Source organism: Acinetobacter sp. KS-LM10 (assembly GCF_036896575.1).
Lineage (GTDB): Bacteria > Pseudomonadota > Gammaproteobacteria > Pseudomonadales > Moraxellaceae > Acinetobacter > Acinetobacter avistercoris.
On the sequence record NZ_CP145906.1, the window covers coordinates 2,173,716 to 2,189,755 of the forward strand.

At 36.7% G+C, this 16,040-nt stretch carries 13 protein-coding genes and 1 pseudogene; 6 read left to right on the forward strand and 8 right to left on the reverse strand.

Annotated features, from left to right (window positions below; translation table 11 throughout):
* Window positions 1-94 precede the first annotated feature (94 nt).
* The gene (locus V5M36_RS09930) at window positions 95-727 is read right to left on the reverse strand and encodes a hypothetical protein (RefSeq protein WP_338558485.1); all 633 of its coding nucleotides are present in this window, start codon (window positions 725-727) and stop codon (window positions 95-97) included.
* A 119-nt stretch (window positions 728-846) separates the two neighbouring features.
* On the opposite strand from V5M36_RS09930, the gene V5M36_RS09935 reads away from it, so the two are divergent.
* Complete coding sequence (locus tag V5M36_RS09935; RefSeq protein WP_338558487.1) at window positions 847-1,242, forward strand: DUF3144 domain-containing protein; 396 nt, start codon at window positions 847-849, stop codon at window positions 1,240-1,242.
* A gap of 153 nt (window positions 1,243-1,395) precedes the next feature.
* Window positions 1,396-2,460 (forward strand): amidohydrolase family protein, encoded by a 1,065-nt coding sequence (locus V5M36_RS09940; RefSeq protein WP_338558489.1) that lies wholly within the window; start codon window positions 1,396-1,398, stop codon window positions 2,458-2,460.
* Between the two features lie 83 nt (window positions 2,461-2,543).
* On the opposite strand, the gene V5M36_RS09945 is transcribed toward V5M36_RS09940, so the two are convergent.
* The 3 genes from V5M36_RS09945 to V5M36_RS09955 form a co-directional block, all read right to left on the reverse strand.
* On the reverse strand, window positions 2,544-5,321 hold the full coding sequence (locus V5M36_RS09945; protein ID WP_338558492.1) for a M16 family metallopeptidase: 2,778 nt from the start codon (window positions 5,319-5,321) through the stop codon (window positions 2,544-2,546).
* A gap of 222 nt (window positions 5,322-5,543) precedes the next feature.
* Window positions 5,544-6,371 carry a PhzF family phenazine biosynthesis protein gene (locus V5M36_RS09950; RefSeq protein WP_338558494.1) on the reverse strand — a complete coding sequence of 276 codons (828 nt, stop codon included), beginning with the start codon at window positions 6,369-6,371 and terminating at the stop codon, window positions 5,544-5,546.
* A 198-nt stretch (window positions 6,372-6,569) separates the two neighbouring features.
* Window positions 6,570-7,961, reverse strand: a complete 1,392-nt coding sequence (locus V5M36_RS09955) for an L-cystine transporter (RefSeq protein WP_338558497.1) — start codon at window positions 7,959-7,961, stop codon at window positions 6,570-6,572.
* A 105-nt stretch (window positions 7,962-8,066) separates the two neighbouring features.
* On the opposite strand from V5M36_RS09955, the pseudogene V5M36_RS09960 reads away from it, so the two are divergent.
* Window positions 8,067-8,366: pseudogene (locus V5M36_RS09960) on the forward strand (flavin reductase family protein); the annotation flags it as partial.
* 114 nt (window positions 8,367-8,480) lie between these two features.
* Here the strand turns inward: V5M36_RS09960 and V5M36_RS09965 are convergent.
* Window positions 8,481-9,023, reverse strand: coding sequence for a M23 family metallopeptidase (locus V5M36_RS09965; RefSeq protein WP_338558499.1), 543 nt, complete (start codon window positions 9,021-9,023; stop codon window positions 8,481-8,483).
* A 608-nt stretch (window positions 9,024-9,631) separates the two neighbouring features.
* Between V5M36_RS09965 and V5M36_RS09970 the strand changes: the two genes are divergently transcribed.
* Window positions 9,632-10,417, forward strand: a complete 786-nt coding sequence (locus V5M36_RS09970; protein WP_338558501.1) for a pseudouridine synthase — start codon at window positions 9,632-9,634, stop codon at window positions 10,415-10,417.
* A 118-nt stretch (window positions 10,418-10,535) separates the two neighbouring features.
* On the opposite strand, the gene V5M36_RS09975 is transcribed toward V5M36_RS09970, so the two are convergent.
* Window positions 10,536-11,948: a heavy metal sensor histidine kinase gene (locus V5M36_RS09975; protein ID WP_338558503.1), complete on the reverse strand. Its 1,413-nt coding sequence runs from the start codon at window positions 11,946-11,948 to the stop codon at window positions 10,536-10,538.
* Complete coding sequence (locus tag V5M36_RS09980) at window positions 11,948-12,616, reverse strand: heavy metal response regulator transcription factor (protein WP_338558505.1); 669 nt, start codon at window positions 12,614-12,616, stop codon at window positions 11,948-11,950. Before V5M36_RS09980 ends, V5M36_RS09975 begins: the two co-directional genes overlap by 1 nt.
* Before the next feature lie 118 nt (window positions 12,617-12,734).
* Here V5M36_RS09980 and V5M36_RS09985 point away from each other — a divergent pair, with 118 nt between their 5' ends.
* Window positions 12,735-13,235, forward strand: a complete 501-nt coding sequence (locus V5M36_RS09985; RefSeq protein WP_338558507.1) for a GlcG/HbpS family heme-binding protein — start codon at window positions 12,735-12,737, stop codon at window positions 13,233-13,235.
* Window positions 13,236-13,268: 33 nt separating this feature from the next.
* Window positions 13,269-13,667, forward strand: coding sequence for a hydroxyisourate hydrolase (gene uraH, locus V5M36_RS09990; protein WP_338558509.1), 399 nt, complete (start codon window positions 13,269-13,271; stop codon window positions 13,665-13,667).
* 661 nt (window positions 13,668-14,328) lie between these two features.
* On the opposite strand, the gene V5M36_RS09995 is transcribed toward uraH, so the two are convergent.
* Window positions 14,329-16,032 carry a M61 family metallopeptidase gene (locus tag V5M36_RS09995; RefSeq protein WP_338558512.1) on the reverse strand — a complete coding sequence of 568 codons (1,704 nt, stop codon included), beginning with the start codon at window positions 16,030-16,032 and terminating at the stop codon, window positions 14,329-14,331.
* Window positions 16,033-16,040 lie beyond the last annotated feature (8 nt).

Genomic DNA, 16,040 nt, shown 5'->3' on the forward strand with positions numbered 1-16,040 from the left:
AAGTCTTCATTCAATTGATCTAGCATCAACGTGCTAGATCAATATCGATTAAATTCAATCTATGCAAAATTAAATTTGTTGATATAAAAATTTTTCAACGATTTTTCCCAAATACACGCCAAGTATTATTATCTGCCAATGGATCACTATAACTGTCATTGCGCTGTTTACGTGGCTTGTCACGTGCATCCACCAATTCAAAATGTGATTCGGTACTCAGTACAATCCCATTCACATAAAAACGTGTTCGAGTGTAATCACTTTGACCGTGTTGGAAGACGTAGGTTCGTAAATCTATAAACTCACGATGCGCGACCAATGCGGCTGTGTCATCTGTGTCAAGCCAACGTGACATTGCCATAACTTGTTCAGGTTCAAATTGACCACATTTTTCAATTAAACTGGCAATCCCACGAAAAGTTTTAGATTCCTTTGCACGCGTTTTATTGATTCGAATGCGATCGACATGAAAATAGAATAGCGGTAGATTGAGATGACTGGGTAAATGTATCGCATCAGGGACTTCATCCTCCATAAAAGGCTGAAATAGATCCTGTGCTCTTTCAATCAACCCTGTCCACTGCCGATAATAATCTTCGACTTGTTGCTTAGTTCCATAATAAATCGGTAAGCCTTCTACATTGGCAAGATCTACAGGCGGCCAAATATTTTGACGTAATAATGCAATATCACTTTTTAAACTTTGTACTGCGATAGCATCCTGCATATTCTGCTCCAATCCGAGATAAAACTACTTAGGCTATTTTTAGATTAAGTGAAAGGTTTAGTTTATGCAAGGCTTTGCCTATAATAGCGCATTAGATATTTATGCTAGGAACAGTTTTCATGGTGCAAAAAATTGAAGCAACAGATGTCACAGAAGAAGAAGCGTTAAATGCTGCTTTCTTTGAACGTGCTGATGATTTTATTAAACAAGCCAATGAATTTTGTCGTATTGAAAAAGGTTCTACTATCAAACCTACTGAAATCCGTGGTCAGGTCAGTGCTGCCATGTTATTTGGTACTGCGCGTTTTAATACTTGGGTTGCTGCCAATGGCTTTAAAGATGGCAATGAAATGCGTGAAGCTAAAGACCAAGTGATGTCTTATGTCATGCAACAATTTCAAATGATGCTTGAAGACAACTATGATGAATATTGTGAACAGTTTGAAAACTATTTACGTTTCCGTCATAACGAAGAGTTCCATGCCAATAAGCATGAGCACAAACCTACGCATTAATGACAATGTTTTAGATTCTTCATACTATTTAAAAAGCCCATTTGGGCTTTTTTTATTGCTTTTGGTTTCATCAATATGGACAAAAATACAATTCATCATTGAGCGTTTTTGTCGTATTTTAAATCTATGGATGATTAAGCAGAGAAAAAAAGGATGAAACACTTTGATTTTGCATTCATTGATGCGCATATCCATCAATGGGACCCGTACAATACGCCTCATGCTGCAGCATTAGCCGTCAAGTTATTTGGTAAGCACCCTTATTTGTTAGATAAGGTTGTGCGATTAGCCAAACCTAAAGATTTGATCGACACACTGGGTTTGACCACACATATCACTGCCCCCTACTTACCCGCAGATTATCAAAAAGATCTGGCGCATTATAACGTTGAAAAAGTGGTCCATGTCGAAGCCAGTTGGAAAAATCAAACAGCAAAAGGTGTCGTCGCCGAAACGAAATTTATTGAGTCCCTACCCTTTGACTCATTCGGTTCAAATCTCGGGGCTATTGTGGCTTCAGCTGATCCAAGAGACAGTAATTTTAAGAAAATTTTAAAAATGCATCATAAAGCCTCACCTCATTTTCGGGGTATACGTAAAATGGGGGCTTTTCATGAAGACTCTGCGATCCATGCATGGACGGATGAAGCACATTTATATACTCAAAAAAAATTTCTAAAAGGTTTCGAAGCTTTAGCGCAACACAATTTAAGTTTTGATGCTTGGGTTTATTCCACCCAACTGAACGATGTCATTGCGCTCGCGAAACAGTTTCCTGAAACATCAATTGTACTGGATCATTTTGGCACCCCTGCTGGACTATTTGGTCAAGTGGGTAAACACACGGGGATCACACAAACCGCACGGGACAATATTTTCTTTCGATGGAAAGAAGATATTGAAGAGCTGGCACAATATCCAAATGTTTATACCAAAATGTCGGGTTTGTTCATGCCTGTTCTTGGACATCAATTTCATAGCCGAAAGCAATTAGCGAGCAAAGAAGAGGTTTTAAATCTCGCTCTGCCGCTCATTAGTCATGTGTTGCAATGCTTTGGGACTTATCGTGTCATGTTTGCGTCTAACTTCCCTATGGATCGTGTCAGCACATCATTGGCGAATATCATTGATGCGTTTAGTGATGCTGTCGCAGCATATGACCCAAATGCCGTTGCACAAGTTTTTCATCATACGGCGAAACAGTTTTATCGTTTATAAAGCTTATAATCTATGAAGCTTTGAATTTGTAGAGCAAAAAAAACTCACCAATAGTGAGTTTTTTTTGTATTCATTTAATACATTTATTTCTTAACAGTGCTCTCATTTTTCGCGTATTGATCTGCCATCACCTCTACAAACTGATCCAATTTAATATATTTTTTAATCACAGCATCTATATCTGCTTTGCTGAGTTTGGCAAACTCCTGATCGCGTTGTTCACGACTCAACATTTTTTTATTACGTTCAAGCTGTGAGTTCAACATACGATGAATTCGGCGTTCATCTTCAAGCAAGGTGACACGCTGTTTCATAATGTCAGCTTTAGCTGCTTCAAGCTCTTGCTCAGTCACGCCTTTATTCAACAGATCTGTTAATACTTTATGGACAACCTGTGAAACTTGAGCTGATTTTCCTGACGTATAATTTGCACTGATCATCAAGGCACCTACATCCTTATCTTGATTCAAAGTTAAATCACTACCAAAACCATACACTAACGCATTTTTCTCACGTAACTCCATCGCCAAACGTGAAGAGAGTTGTGAGTCGCCGAGAATATGACTAAAAATAATTAAAGCAGCCGCATCTTGATGCTCATTACCCACAGGTAATCCCATAAAGCCTTGATAATTACCGAACTCGCGTTGCTCAGCCAATGCATGAACTTTTTGAGCAGCATATTCATGATGCTTCATATCTAGAGATTGATAAGGTTGAGTTGAACTCCAATTTCCAAATTGTTGAGATAAAAACGTCAATAAGGCTTTGGCGTTGAAATCACCTGTCACTGCAATTTGTGCATGATTAAGCGCAAAAAAGTCTTGATATAACTGCTTCACTTGCTCAACCGTCGCTTCACTAATTTGCTTTTTGGCAAGTTCTGGCTCAAAGTGATAACGTAAATCACCTGGTTGATATTTTTCCAATAATCTTGAAATCGTTAATGCAGCTACAGTTTCAGGTTCAGTATATGGACGATTTAAACTCGATAAACTTTGAGACTTAATTAAGTCAAATTGAGTTTGTTCAAATTTAGGATTTTTTAATACTTCAACGATATATTTAAAAAACTCTTCAAATTTTTCTTTTTTTGCTGAAATCTGAATCGTCATACCATTTTCAGACGAGCTTGCGCTTGCTTGACCACCAGCTTCAATCGACTTATCCGCGATATCTTGCAAGCTATATTTATCTGAAGCTCTCAATAACAAATAAGAGGTAAAATCAATAATCTCAGCTTTATTAAACAAAGATTCTGCTGTACCAAAATTTACAGAAAGCGTGGTATAGGTTTTATCATCTCGTGTACTGGTTGGGAACAACGCGTACTTCATGCCATTTTTCAATTCACCACGTTGTATTTTAAGCTCCGTCGCTTTCAAATATTCTTTTGATGTCGAGAGAAATTGCGCCACTTCCGCTTTATAAACACTCGCATCTTTTAAAGGCTCGGGCTTTTCAGCAACTTGATCTAGCGTTTTGGTTTTTTCCGTTTCTTGACTTTTTTGCTGTGCTTTTTTTTGATCTTCTGGTGTAGGGAGAATATCTGCAGAAATACGATGTTGAGGCGTCAAGAAATTGTTAATTACTTGATTGACTTCATTTAAACTGATTTTTTGAACGTCAGACTGATCTTTGAAAAATTTTGCCCAATCACCATTTTTAGAAACGACATAGTCACTTAACACTGAACCTACTGCTGATGAGTTACTCATCATACTGTCATAGCTATTTTGAGCCAGATTTTTAATTCTTTTTAACTCAGTCTCATCAAACTGATTTTTTTTTTCAACACCATTCACCAGCTTTTCAGATACCAATTTTTCATCGTGGTTGGGTGCATATAAGGCCCCCATAAACACCAGGTTAAAATCTTGCGACAACCAAGTCGATGAGATCACTTGTGTTGCCGTGCCCGTTTCGACAACATCTTTATATAAACGCCCGCTGGGTTGCATGGTAAATAGATAGGGTGACAAAGCCAAAGCATTTTGAATTTTGTCATTTTTACCATTTAAATAAATATTAAATTTACCAAAGTCACTGCCTTTGTTGACTACAAACTTACGATTTTCCAATTTCGTAGAGTCAAGATTTGGAACTTTAGCTTGTTCTGGTATTTTGCGCGCAGCTAATGGGCTGAAATTTTTATCAATTGAAGACAGGATTTCTGCTTTATTAAACTTACCAGCCACCACAATCACAGCATTATTGGGTGCGTACCAAGAGCGATAGAACTTATTGAGTTCATCCATTTTAATCGACTGGAGTTCATTTAAATCACCGATAGGCAAACGTCCTAAATGCTTATTCCCATAAGCTGACTTCCAAATTTCATCCATCAACACAGAAAAAGGTTGATCCATTCGCACTTCACGTTCGCGCATTACGATTGAAATTTCAGCAGGCACAAACTTTTCTTGTAGAACCAATTTATCCATGCGTTCTGCTTCAAGGTAGATCATTCCTTCAAGAGCAGTTTTTTCAGGTCGCATTACACTTGTATACTTGGTCGAATAATAATCGGTACTAGCATTATTCATTAATGTGTATCGATCCAAACGACTTTGGAATTCTTCACCTTTTACATTCTGCGTGCCTTTAAATGCCAAATGCTCAAGCAAATGCGCCATTCCCCCTTTACCTTGTGGGTCATTCAAAGCACCTGTGAAATATACGACATTCATAAAGACTTTATTTTCTTTATCGTTCGGCGCCAAAATGATGCGCAAACCATTGTCTAACTTATATTCTTCAATATTATTTTCTGTCTTGATCAGCAGTGCTTGAGCAAATCCACTGGTACTTATACCGATAAGAAGCAACGACAAACTTAAGTTTTTAAACTGCATTAACATACAATGTCCAAATTTTTAATATGAAATTTTTCATTTTTTTAGCGTAGACGTAGAAAATGAAAGTTAAGGTGGGAGAATAAAAATAACCGCTCAAACATTAAAATAAATCCAATATTCGAACGATTAATTTTAAATACAATGACTAACTTTAAATAAAATTAATTGTGCTAGATGACGCTTGTTTTAAACAATGATAAATAGTTTTAAAAATGACACCTAATTTCAAAAATTGAGTTCAGCAGTCATATACAGTTTCGCATAGCCTGAAATTTCAATACGATCATTACCTTTAAGCTCACAATATAGCTCACCACCGCGCTTAGAACTTTGAAATGCCAATAATTTGTTCTTATTCAATTTTTCAGCCCATAAAGGTGCCAAGCCCGTATGCATAGATCCCGTGACAGGATCTTCATTAATTCCTTTGTGTGGCGCAAAATAGCGTGCGACATAGTCAAAATGATTTGATGCCGCTGTAATAGTGACGTCTGGACTAGCTGCTGCGGTGATTGACGTACTGACTTCATAGGCCTCAGCAATCGCATTAATCATCGCTAAGTTTGGCTTAGCTTCAATGACATCTTGTTCAGATGCACAGACTAAAATATAAGCCTGTTGGTTTAGATAAACTTCAAAAATCGGTCGATCAATAACCTCATTGAGTAGTTCAGGATAATCTTCAACTTTATACGGTTTACGAATCGGGAAATTCATTTGAATCATCCCATCGCTGGCCTGAGTAATCTCAAAAATACCTAAATTTTTAACATGAAATTTTAACTTTTTCGCTTGTGTATAGTCTTTGAATAAAACAAAACTACTGGCCAGTGTTGCGTGCCCACAGAAATCAACTTCAACGGTGGGTGTAAACCAGCGAATCTCGTAATTTTCATCATCAATTACTTTGATAAAAGCAGTTTCAGCCAAATTATTTTCAGCAGCAATATTTTGCATCATCGATGCGTCTAACCAGTCATTGCTTACAATAACAGCAGCAGGATTCCCTTTAAATAATTCTGTTGTGAATGCATCGACTTGGTACATTTTCATTATAAATATTCCTCAATTTTAGACATATTTTACTGAATTAAATGCTTATATACAGATACACTGAAATTTAAAAAAAAGACACAGTCAATTTGTGGAATAATTTATCGAAATTTTTGAGCTTAAAACAAATAAAGTATTAAAGTATTACTGAATTTTCTGAATGAGATGATCCAGCTCATATTTTTGATTCATCACTCTTTACCGATTGGATAATTCAAGATTTTCATCACTCATTAAAATTTCTTTATCTGTCTGTCCCATCAACTGACTCGTTACCATTCCTGCCGTCATTGATCCATCGACATTTAATGCCGTCCGCCCCATATCAATCAGTGGCTCAATCGAGATGAGAAGAGCAACTAAGGTGACTGGCAACCCCATAATAGGCAATACAATGAGCGCAGCAAAAGTAGCTCCACCACCTACACCAGCTACTCCAATTGAACTGAGCGTTACAACACAAACCAAAGTGATCATCCACACTGGATCTAAAGGATTAATTCCTACTGTCGGTGCAACCATCACAGCGAGCATTGCAGGATATAAACCAGCGCAACCATTTTGACCAATGGTCGTTCCAAAAGATGCTGCAAAACTTGCAATAGATTCAGGTATACCTAAACGTCGTGTTTGAGCCTCAATACTTAAAGGAATACTTGCCGCACTAGAGCGACTGGTAAATGCAAACGTCAAAACAGGCAATACTTTTTTAAAGAACCGAATTGGGCTAACGCCTGTTAAAATCAATACACTTGCATGTACTCCAAACATAATCGTTATACCTAAATAAGAAGCGACCAAAAACCCACCCAAATTCATGATATCAGCTGTGTTTGAACTTGCGACTACTTTAGTAATTAACGCAAAAACGCCATAAGGTGTCAGTGCCATCACCAAACGAACAAGCTTCATTACCCATGCTTGTAAAGTTTCAATTGCCACAACAACGCTTTTTCCTTTTTCGGCATCATCTTTAATTAAGTTAAGACCTGCGATACCCAATAATGTCGCAAAAATCACCACACTAATAATAGAGGTTGGCTTTGCACCAGTAAGCTCCATAAATGGATTCGTTGGTAAAAATGATAAAAATACCTCTGGGATACTTAGATCTGTCACCTTAGCAATATAATTTGTATGAATCGCATCTAAACGTGCGGTTTCTTGCGCACCTTGTACTAAACCGGCTGCACTTAATTCAAAAAGGTTTGTAACAAATATACCAACTAAAGCCGCAATAGATGTCGTTACTAATAATGTGCCAATGGTAAAAAAGCTAATCTTCCCTAATGAAGATGCATTGTGCAACTTAATCACAGCACCTAAAATAGAAACCAAAACCAAAGGCATAACGACCATTTGTAAAAGCTTCACATAACCATTTCCAACGATATTAAACCATTGAATAGATTCACCTAAAACTGTTGCCGATGAGCCATAAACTACCTGTAGACACAACCCAAAAATCACGCCTAAACACAAACTTGCAAATACTTTTTTCGATAGACTCCAATCGGTCTTACGGGTTTGCATGAGCAATATAATTAACGCAATGAATATGAAAATATTCAAGATTAATGCGTAGTTCATCGACTTTCCAAAAAAAATATCTACTAAATTATAAGATGATTAAAGTAATAGCTTTTATCATTTATATAGATATTGTTAATTATTTTTAATCATAGATAGTATTGAATAATGCCGGCTAAAGTCTCTGTTGTTCTCGATAAAATTACCTAAACACGTCAGCTTGTAGAAAAATCAGGCTACTTTGTATTACAAGTTTCAACGCTCAAACAATAAAAATTAGTTCAACAACTCGGTTCAATGAGTCAATTTGATGATCCTGACAAGTTATTACACTGCAATACACCAATTTTTCAGTTTGATGGATATGACTTACCTGAAGTTGAAGGTTGCTCAGGTTGGCTCATTTGCGAATTGATTCCTGAGCTACATCATCAACAAACACATGATTTACTTATCGGAAAATTAGAAATTTAGGGTCGAGTTAAATTTTCAATTGTATATTCATTTCTGCTGATTTATTTAATTGATCATGACTAAACTATTTATAAGCTGCTAATTAATCTAAATTTTTATTTTATTTTACTTTAAATAAGGATAAGGATTAATCGCACCCTCACCATTCAAATAAATCCCATAATGCAAATGTGGCGGTGTATTTTTAGCATTGCCTGTATTTCCAACATACCCAATGACCTCACCAACTTCAACCCAATCGCCTTCTTGAATATGATCCGCATATTCATCTAAATGTGCATAATAATGTCGACTCAGATTCGGGCCAACAATCCAAACCACCTGACCACCAAGTGTATTCAAACCCACTCTCTGTACGATACCTTGTGTTGCGCTCAATACGGGTGTCCCGCGCTTGGCAAAAATATCAATACCTTGATGAGTACGTCCATTACTTCGTGCAGCACCCCAGGTATCTTGTATCTGTTGAGGTTTTACACCTTTTACGGGCATAGACAATTGTTCAGGTAACTTTTTTTGAGTCAGCTGCCAATATAAATAAGGATAGTTAAGGCCGGCAGCCTCTCCAGATGACGGAGGATGACATGCACTCAAAAAAATACTCGAACTTATTAAAACTAAAGATGCTAGGGCTTTTTTATATTTCATAAATTCACTTTATTAATCAGCTGCTCTCTAAAAATATCGTGGCTTTTAAATTGAGATTAAGCATAAAAACATCTAAGCAGAATGGCTCAGGTTGAAAACAAATGATATAACTCAAATGTATAGTCTATTCTTCACTCATCTTTAACGATCAAAATTTATGCACTGATATTTTTATGTGCACCATCAGAACTTGAGCGACTTAGTGAGTTATATCTTAGTTAGTTATATACAGTTATCTTGAATGATTTAGCGACTTACCGAAGGAGTGTGAATATTATTTTAATTAGCTGAGAAGCCTCTGGTCATATTTTTATCGTATCTAGGCACCTTCTAAATATAACGATGATCAATTCTACGGATTAAAATTATCTAAATTCTAATTTTTATAATTTTTGATGTTCTATTTCAGCCTTATTGAAATATTCAGGTTAATTTCATTCATCTCATGTAGAGAATAAAGTTGAAGAAGATAAAACAGAATCTGATATAGTATCGCAACATAGTGGTCTTTGATTTAAAGTCTTTTTATCTCTTCTCTCCTCGTAGATAATAAAAGCGAAAATCCAAACATCACAAAAGAATTTATTTAATATTTTTAGTAGGTTATAGTGAAAATAGTTATCCTGAACAAGCCTTACGATGTTCTTTCCCAATTTCGTAAAGACGAAGCACACATGACAATGTCTGACTTTGTTAGCGATCCTGACCTACGTTTAGCGGGTCGTTTGGATATGGACTCAGAAGGTTTGGTATTTTTGACAGATCATGGTGGTCTGAATCAATATATCACCAACCCTGCGAATAAAAAGTTTAAAACCTACGTGGTACAAGTTGAAGGTACTGTTACAGAAGATTCACTTGAACAATTGCGTAAAGGTGTTGAACTTAAAGACGGTATGACATTACCTGCACAAGCCGCTTTAATTGAACAACCAGAATGGTTGTGGGATCGTGATCCTCCTGTACGCTTCCGTGCTTCTGTACCCACCTCTTGGGTAGAAATTTCAATTTGTGAAGGTCGTAATCGCCAAGTACGTCGTATGACTGCTGCAATTGGTTTCCCGACACTCCGTTTAATTCGTACCAAAATTGGTGCTATTGACTTAGTTCAGCTTGGGCTTCAACCTGGCGAAACTAAAGAAATTGAACCTTTACTTTATCCAGACTTCCAAAACATCCCTGCGGAAGAACCATATCGCTCTCGTTCATATGTTAAAAAAGCAGGCGGTACAGGCGGAAAACCGATTGTTCGTAAGAATAAAGATGGTTCTGTAAAGAAAACATCAGGTACAAAACGTATTTGGCAAATGGATGATAGCGAAAAGCCAAAACGTAGAACCAACGGAACTACGCGTCCTAACTCTAAAGCACCACGTGGACGTGGTCGCGGTTAATTAGATCAGGCGAATAAGATCACTTTGCAAAAAAGCCCACTTCTGTGGGCTTTTTATGCTGCGTTTTTCATCATATAAAATTATTCATTTGCTTATAAAAAACTCACTCATAAGTAATTTAATGAATGAGCATTTTTGAGTTTGATTCATTTTTTGAATCCACCGCATCAAGTACTAGACTAAAACTCACCCCTCTTTCTGAGTTTTCGACGCCAGCAACACCCTCATGTAGTTGCATAATCGATGCGACAATTGCGAGTCCTAAACCACCTGTTTGTGCTTTATGGTGGCGACTCTCATCCACTTGATAAAACCGCATAAATAAATGTTCAAAATGTCGTTCATCAATAAAGGTTTGTGCCGTCGTCACTGTAATTTTGACTTGACCCTTTTCGGCGACACTATCAAGCCAAATAGATTGACCTTGCTGACCGTAATCAATCGCATTAACCAAGAGATTGGACAGTGCGCGTTTTAATAAATCCGTATTTCCATACACATAAAGTTCTGGACTTAGATTGGTTAAAATTTGAATATCTCTGTCTTCAGCCAAGAAGTCAAAATAATCAACCATTTCAAGTGCCATTTTAGAAACATCGACCACTTGCATCTCAACTTGATAATCATGTTGAGTTGAACGTGCAATGAATAACATGCTTTCAATCATTTTATTTAAACGTTCATATTCTTCTAAATGCGAATCTAACAATTGCTCGAATTCGTCGGTGCTCCGAGACTGGCTCAAACTAATCTGTGTCTGCCCCATCAGATTATTCAACGGCGTTCGCAACTCATGTGCGATATCCTCAGAGAAGTGTGCCAATTGATCATAACCCGTTTGAATTTTATCTAACATGTTATTCATGGCATCTTGCAACTGCTGAACTTCTATATTTTGGCTTTTCACCTCAATTCTTTGATGTAACTTTTGAATATTAATTTGCTGTGTTTGTTCAATTAACTGTTTCAAAGAAGCCAATAAATAGCGCCCAACCCATGCACCCAATATACTGGCCAATAAAACACCCAAAGCACTATATATAATCAGTTGATACAAATATTGCTTTAAGGTGCTCTGCCCTTCATTAAGTTGTTTCGCTGCAATTAATTGATAAGGCTGCTGATTAAACTCTACGGTCTTATAGGCCAAACGTGTGGACGCTTGATCAGCGGCATTATAACCAAAAGCAATCCCTGAGGTTTGAGCCAACTTTGGAATCTGAATATTCAATGGATTGATGTTAATTAAACTTTCATTCTGATTTTTTAAAATAAGTAAATTATCTTCTTGCCCTAACATATTTTCATATAAACGTGGATGTTTGACTAAGATTTGAAAACTGGCTTGATCTTGTAAAAACACTTCAATGCGCTCAATCCGCGCCTTCAAAGCTTGATCTTGTTGTTGTTCAATCAATACACGCATATGTTGATAGGACAATACGCCGACCGCACTAAAGACGAGTAATGATATAAGACTAAAAGCGATGCTCAATCGAGTCGTTAAACTCCAATTATGACTTGGCCGCATTATAAAATATCCAGCTTATAGCCCATTCCACGTATGGTATGAATCAATTTTGGCTGAAAGGAATCATCCACTTTGGCTCTTAAACGACGAATGGCAACATCAACCACGTTGGTATCTGTATCAAAGTTAATATTCCATACAGATGATGCAATTTGCGTACGGCTTAGAGTTTCTCCTTGATGTTGCATCAGCAATTGCAACAGCAAAAATTCTTTTTGGGTTAATTCAATCTTTTGATTATCACGGCAAACTTGTCGTTGAGTACGATGCAAGCTCAAACTTCCAACCTGTAAATACTCTAATTCATCTGGAGTACTTCGTCGCAATAAGCTTCTGACACGGGCTAAAAGCTCAACATATGAAAAAGGTTTAATCAAATAATCATCTGCACCCAGTTCCAAACCTTTAACGCGATCTAATACATGATCTTTAGCCGTCAACATCAATACCGGTATTTTAGAAAATGTTCTTAAGTTCTGTAGCACTTGCCAGCCATCGAGTTTGGGCAACATTACATCTAGAATAACCAAATCTATGGTTTGATCTTTCAAACATGACAACGCCTGCAACCCATCGTGAGTGATGGTGCAGTGGTAGCCCGATTCTTGTAAGCCTTTGGCAAGAAATTGGGCAATTTTAACTTCATCTTCTACAATTAAAATATGCATTTAAGTATTCTAACGCAATGAAGGCAGATTAAGATTACAAATCCGTAATCTAATTGTCATCCTCTTTATTTCTAATTGAGATTATGCTGTTTACTATCAAAAACAGCGTTTTATAATTATGAAGCTTTCAATTACCGCACTCAGTACCGTATTAAGTGGACTCAGCTTACTGAGTTTAAATACGTTTGCTCAAGCAGCACCCAGTCAAAGTTATACAATGGATTTAAAACTGGCGAATCAACTTGTGAATCAGGTTATGCAAACCTGTACGACTCAGGCTAAACCCGCTGCTGTCATCGTACTTGATCAAGGTGGCAATGTCATCAGCAGTCAACGTCATGAAAGCATCGGTATTCATAACCTGATTGCAGCAGAGCGTAAAGCTTTTACAGCGTATTCAACTAAAACGTCAAGTTTAAACTTTATGCGTAATGCGCAAAAAGACCCAGATTCACATAATTTAAATAGCTTACCTGAGTTGTTATTACTCGGTGGTGGCGTTCCAGTTATGTATAAAAATCAGTTGCTCGGTGCCGTTGGTGTCGCAGGTGCTGGTGGTTCGGTTCAAGATGACCGCTGTGCACAAGATGGCATTCAAAAAGTTTTAAAAACACTTTAATTTTATTTCAAAATGAACGAGAAGGAAAAGATGATGAAAAAATTAATTCTAGCAACAAGTGCATTACTGTTCTCTGGTTTAGCTTTGGCTCAAAACCCTTTAAGTGTCCATGTATTAAATATTGAAACAGGTTTGCCTTCATCTAAAGTTGCCGTTGTTCTTGAAGCGCAACAAGGTGACAAATGGGTTAAATTGAATGAAGGTATCACCAATGAGCAAGGTCGTATTTCTGAACTTTATCCAAAAGATTCGACTTTGAAAAAAGGCGTTTATAAAGTCACTTTTAAAACAGGTGAATGGTCTAAAGACAATAATAAGCGTACTTTCTTCCCAGAAATTCCTGTGGTATTTACCATAGATGGTACTTTGGATCATTATCATGTGCCATTGTTGTTAAGTTCTTATGGTTATTCAACTTACCGTGGTAACTAAGATTTAAGTTTCTCAAATTCCTATCCTGCAAACTTATCTTCTGCTAAATCAATAAAAGCTCATAAAAGTGGGCTTTTATTGATTTTAAGTACTTTAAATGCCTTTAATTATCAATAGAATCATCAGCCAATTGAACAACGTTATTTTGTTGGATATATGAAATATTATTTTAAAACACCATATAAATCTAAAAATTTTCAATTATTTACTATCATTCGTCCGCTTTAATTCATCACTGATTTTTACATCAAAAAGCTCTTTCATCATATTAAACGCTCTCACCAATCAAAAATGATTATTGAGTGGCAACAAATTGATCTTTAAAAATTCATTCTCCTTTGGAAGAAAGTTAGATAGAGGGAAACTAACGATAATGTTGTGTGGATAATAACTTACGAAAGAAGTCTATTAAAAAATACTGACGCTCTGATCCAAAGAATTAATTTAATCATATTTTCAACTTAGACCATTAGAACTCAGGTTATTCAAATTATTGTCTTCGAAAAATATTTGTATCGAAAAACCATAAAATCTTATTTTATTTAGAAACGATGTAAAAATATAATTTTGCAAGAGTCTTAGTTACTCAATCACAATAATTAGTTTAATACAAAAAAACCCCATGCCATAGCATGGGGTTTTAATGAAATTTAATTTCAAATTAAGCTTTCAGCCATTTCTCAGCTTTAACTTGATCTTCAACTTTTAACTCAACTTCTGTTAAATCAGACGCTGAAGACTTCACTTCAAACTGCATCAACTCATCACGGCGGAACGCATAAATTGTATATACACCTTCTAACTTGGCATATTTATCTAACAACTTTGACGTCGCCTTCAAACCATCAATGGCAATAATCACGTCATGTGCAGAAAGTCCTGCTTTCACTGCTGCACCGTCACGACGTGCTGACTGAATCAACACACCTTCAGGTTTATCCACAAGTTTTAAACCAAATGGCAAAGATTTATCATTTTTCAGGATATAACTCAGACCAAACTCTGGAAGTAATTGCTCCAATGGCAACTCATCAGTGGTATTAATCAAATGATTAATTTGTTCAGACCAATCATCACCTGTAAGTGCTTTACAGAGTTCAAAGACTGTATGCTCATTTACCTGCACGCCATTTTGCGCATTTTCATACAATTTACGCATGAGTGCATCTAAACTTGAACCGCGTAAACGCAAGCCTAAATCTAGACACAGTGCAACCAAACAACCTTTGTTGTAATAGCTAGTGCCCGCATTATTCGAGTTTTCATCTTGACGATAAAACTTTATCCACGTATCAAAACTAGATTCTGCAACAGTTTGTATCGCACGTCCTGGATTTTGCAAATAACGATCAATTTGAGCTTTCAACAATTCAATATAAGCCGCCTGATTAATTACACCACTACGTAATAAAATCAAATCGTCATAATAAGATGTAAAACCTTCAAAAATCCAAAGCAAAGAGGTGTAACCTTCTTTGTTTAAGTCATAGTTTACAAAATTTTCTGGGCGAATGAATTTCACCAACCAAGAATGAAAATATTCATGACTACACAGCCCCAAGAAACGTTGATAATCTTTTGAGGGTTGTTCAGGCTCATTGGCTTGAGGAAGGTCATCTCTTGGTGTAATTAAACTGGTGCTATTTGGATGTTCTAAACCACCATAACTATTGCCTGTCGCCATAGTCATAAAAGTATAGTTTTCAAACGGCGCAGAACCAAACATTGCAATTTCTGTGTTGCAAATTTTTTCGATGTCTTGATGCATGCGCTCGATATTCATTGAATGTTTGCCTGAAACAACAAACTCATGCGCAATCCCCTGCGCTTCAAAACTAAATCGAGTTTGATCTGCCAATTCAAATGGTGAATCAATCAAATCTGCATAATTTTTTGCTTTAAGTGTATAACGACCTTTCACCAATGATTTCGCTGGCATACCGGTTGCAATTTGAAAATGCTTTAACTCTTTCGGTAGAAAAACTTCAACTTCAACTGGACTATTTTCCTGACCTTCTAAACCTAAACATGCGCATGCAGGATTGACATATAAACGATGCTGATCAACATATGCGCCGCGCACAGATAAGTCATAAGCATAGACATCGTATTCAACAGTGATTAATTCAAAATCAGTATTAAACAGACTCCACTTGTTCTTGTCTGTCTTCTGAATTTGTAAAAGACGGCCATCTTCATCATAAGCTCGCACAGATTCAATGTGCTTTGAAAACTCACGAATCAGATAACTTCCAGGAATCCAAGTAGGTAAAGAAAGGATTTGTGTCGGCTGTGCAACAAAGCGCAAAGTCACGTGAATAAGATGCTGACGGTAGTCGTCAAATTCGATCTGATAATGCAACATAATAAGTG

Excerpts from the sequence above, each read along its gene's own strand:
- V5M36_RS09930 (WP_338558485.1), bottom strand. The coding sequence starts at position 727 with ATGCAGGATGCTATCGCAGTACAAAGTTTAAAAAGTGATATTGCATTA.
- V5M36_RS09935 (WP_338558487.1), top strand. The coding sequence starts at position 847 with ATGGTGCAAAAAATTGAAGCAACAGATGTCACAGAAGAAGAAGCGTTA.
- V5M36_RS09940 (WP_338558489.1), top strand. The coding sequence starts at position 1,396 with ATGAAACACTTTGATTTTGCATTCATTGATGCGCATATCCATCAATGG.
- V5M36_RS09945 (WP_338558492.1), bottom strand. The coding sequence starts at position 5,321 with ATGTTAATGCAGTTTAAAAACTTAAGTTTGTCGTTGCTTCTTATCGGT.
- V5M36_RS09950 (WP_338558494.1), bottom strand. The coding sequence starts at position 6,371 with ATGAAAATGTACCAAGTCGATGCATTCACAACAGAATTATTTAAAGGG.
- V5M36_RS09955 (WP_338558497.1), bottom strand. The coding sequence starts at position 7,961 with ATGAACTACGCATTAATCTTGAATATTTTCATATTCATTGCGTTAATT.
- V5M36_RS09965 (WP_338558499.1), bottom strand. The coding sequence starts at position 9,023 with ATGAAATATAAAAAAGCCCTAGCATCTTTAGTTTTAATAAGTTCGAGT.
- V5M36_RS09975 (WP_338558503.1), bottom strand. The coding sequence starts at position 11,948 with ATGCGGCCAAGTCATAATTGGAGTTTAACGACTCGATTGAGCATCGCT.
- V5M36_RS09980 (WP_338558505.1), bottom strand. The coding sequence starts at position 12,616 with ATGCATATTTTAATTGTAGAAGATGAAGTTAAAATTGCCCAATTTCTT.
- V5M36_RS09985 (WP_338558507.1), top strand. The coding sequence starts at position 12,735 with ATGAAGCTTTCAATTACCGCACTCAGTACCGTATTAAGTGGACTCAGC.
- uraH (WP_338558509.1), top strand. The coding sequence starts at position 13,269 with ATGAAAAAATTAATTCTAGCAACAAGTGCATTACTGTTCTCTGGTTTA.
- V5M36_RS09995 (WP_338558512.1), bottom strand. The coding sequence starts at position 16,032 with ATGTTGCATTATCAGATCGAATTTGACGACTACCGTCAGCATCTTATT.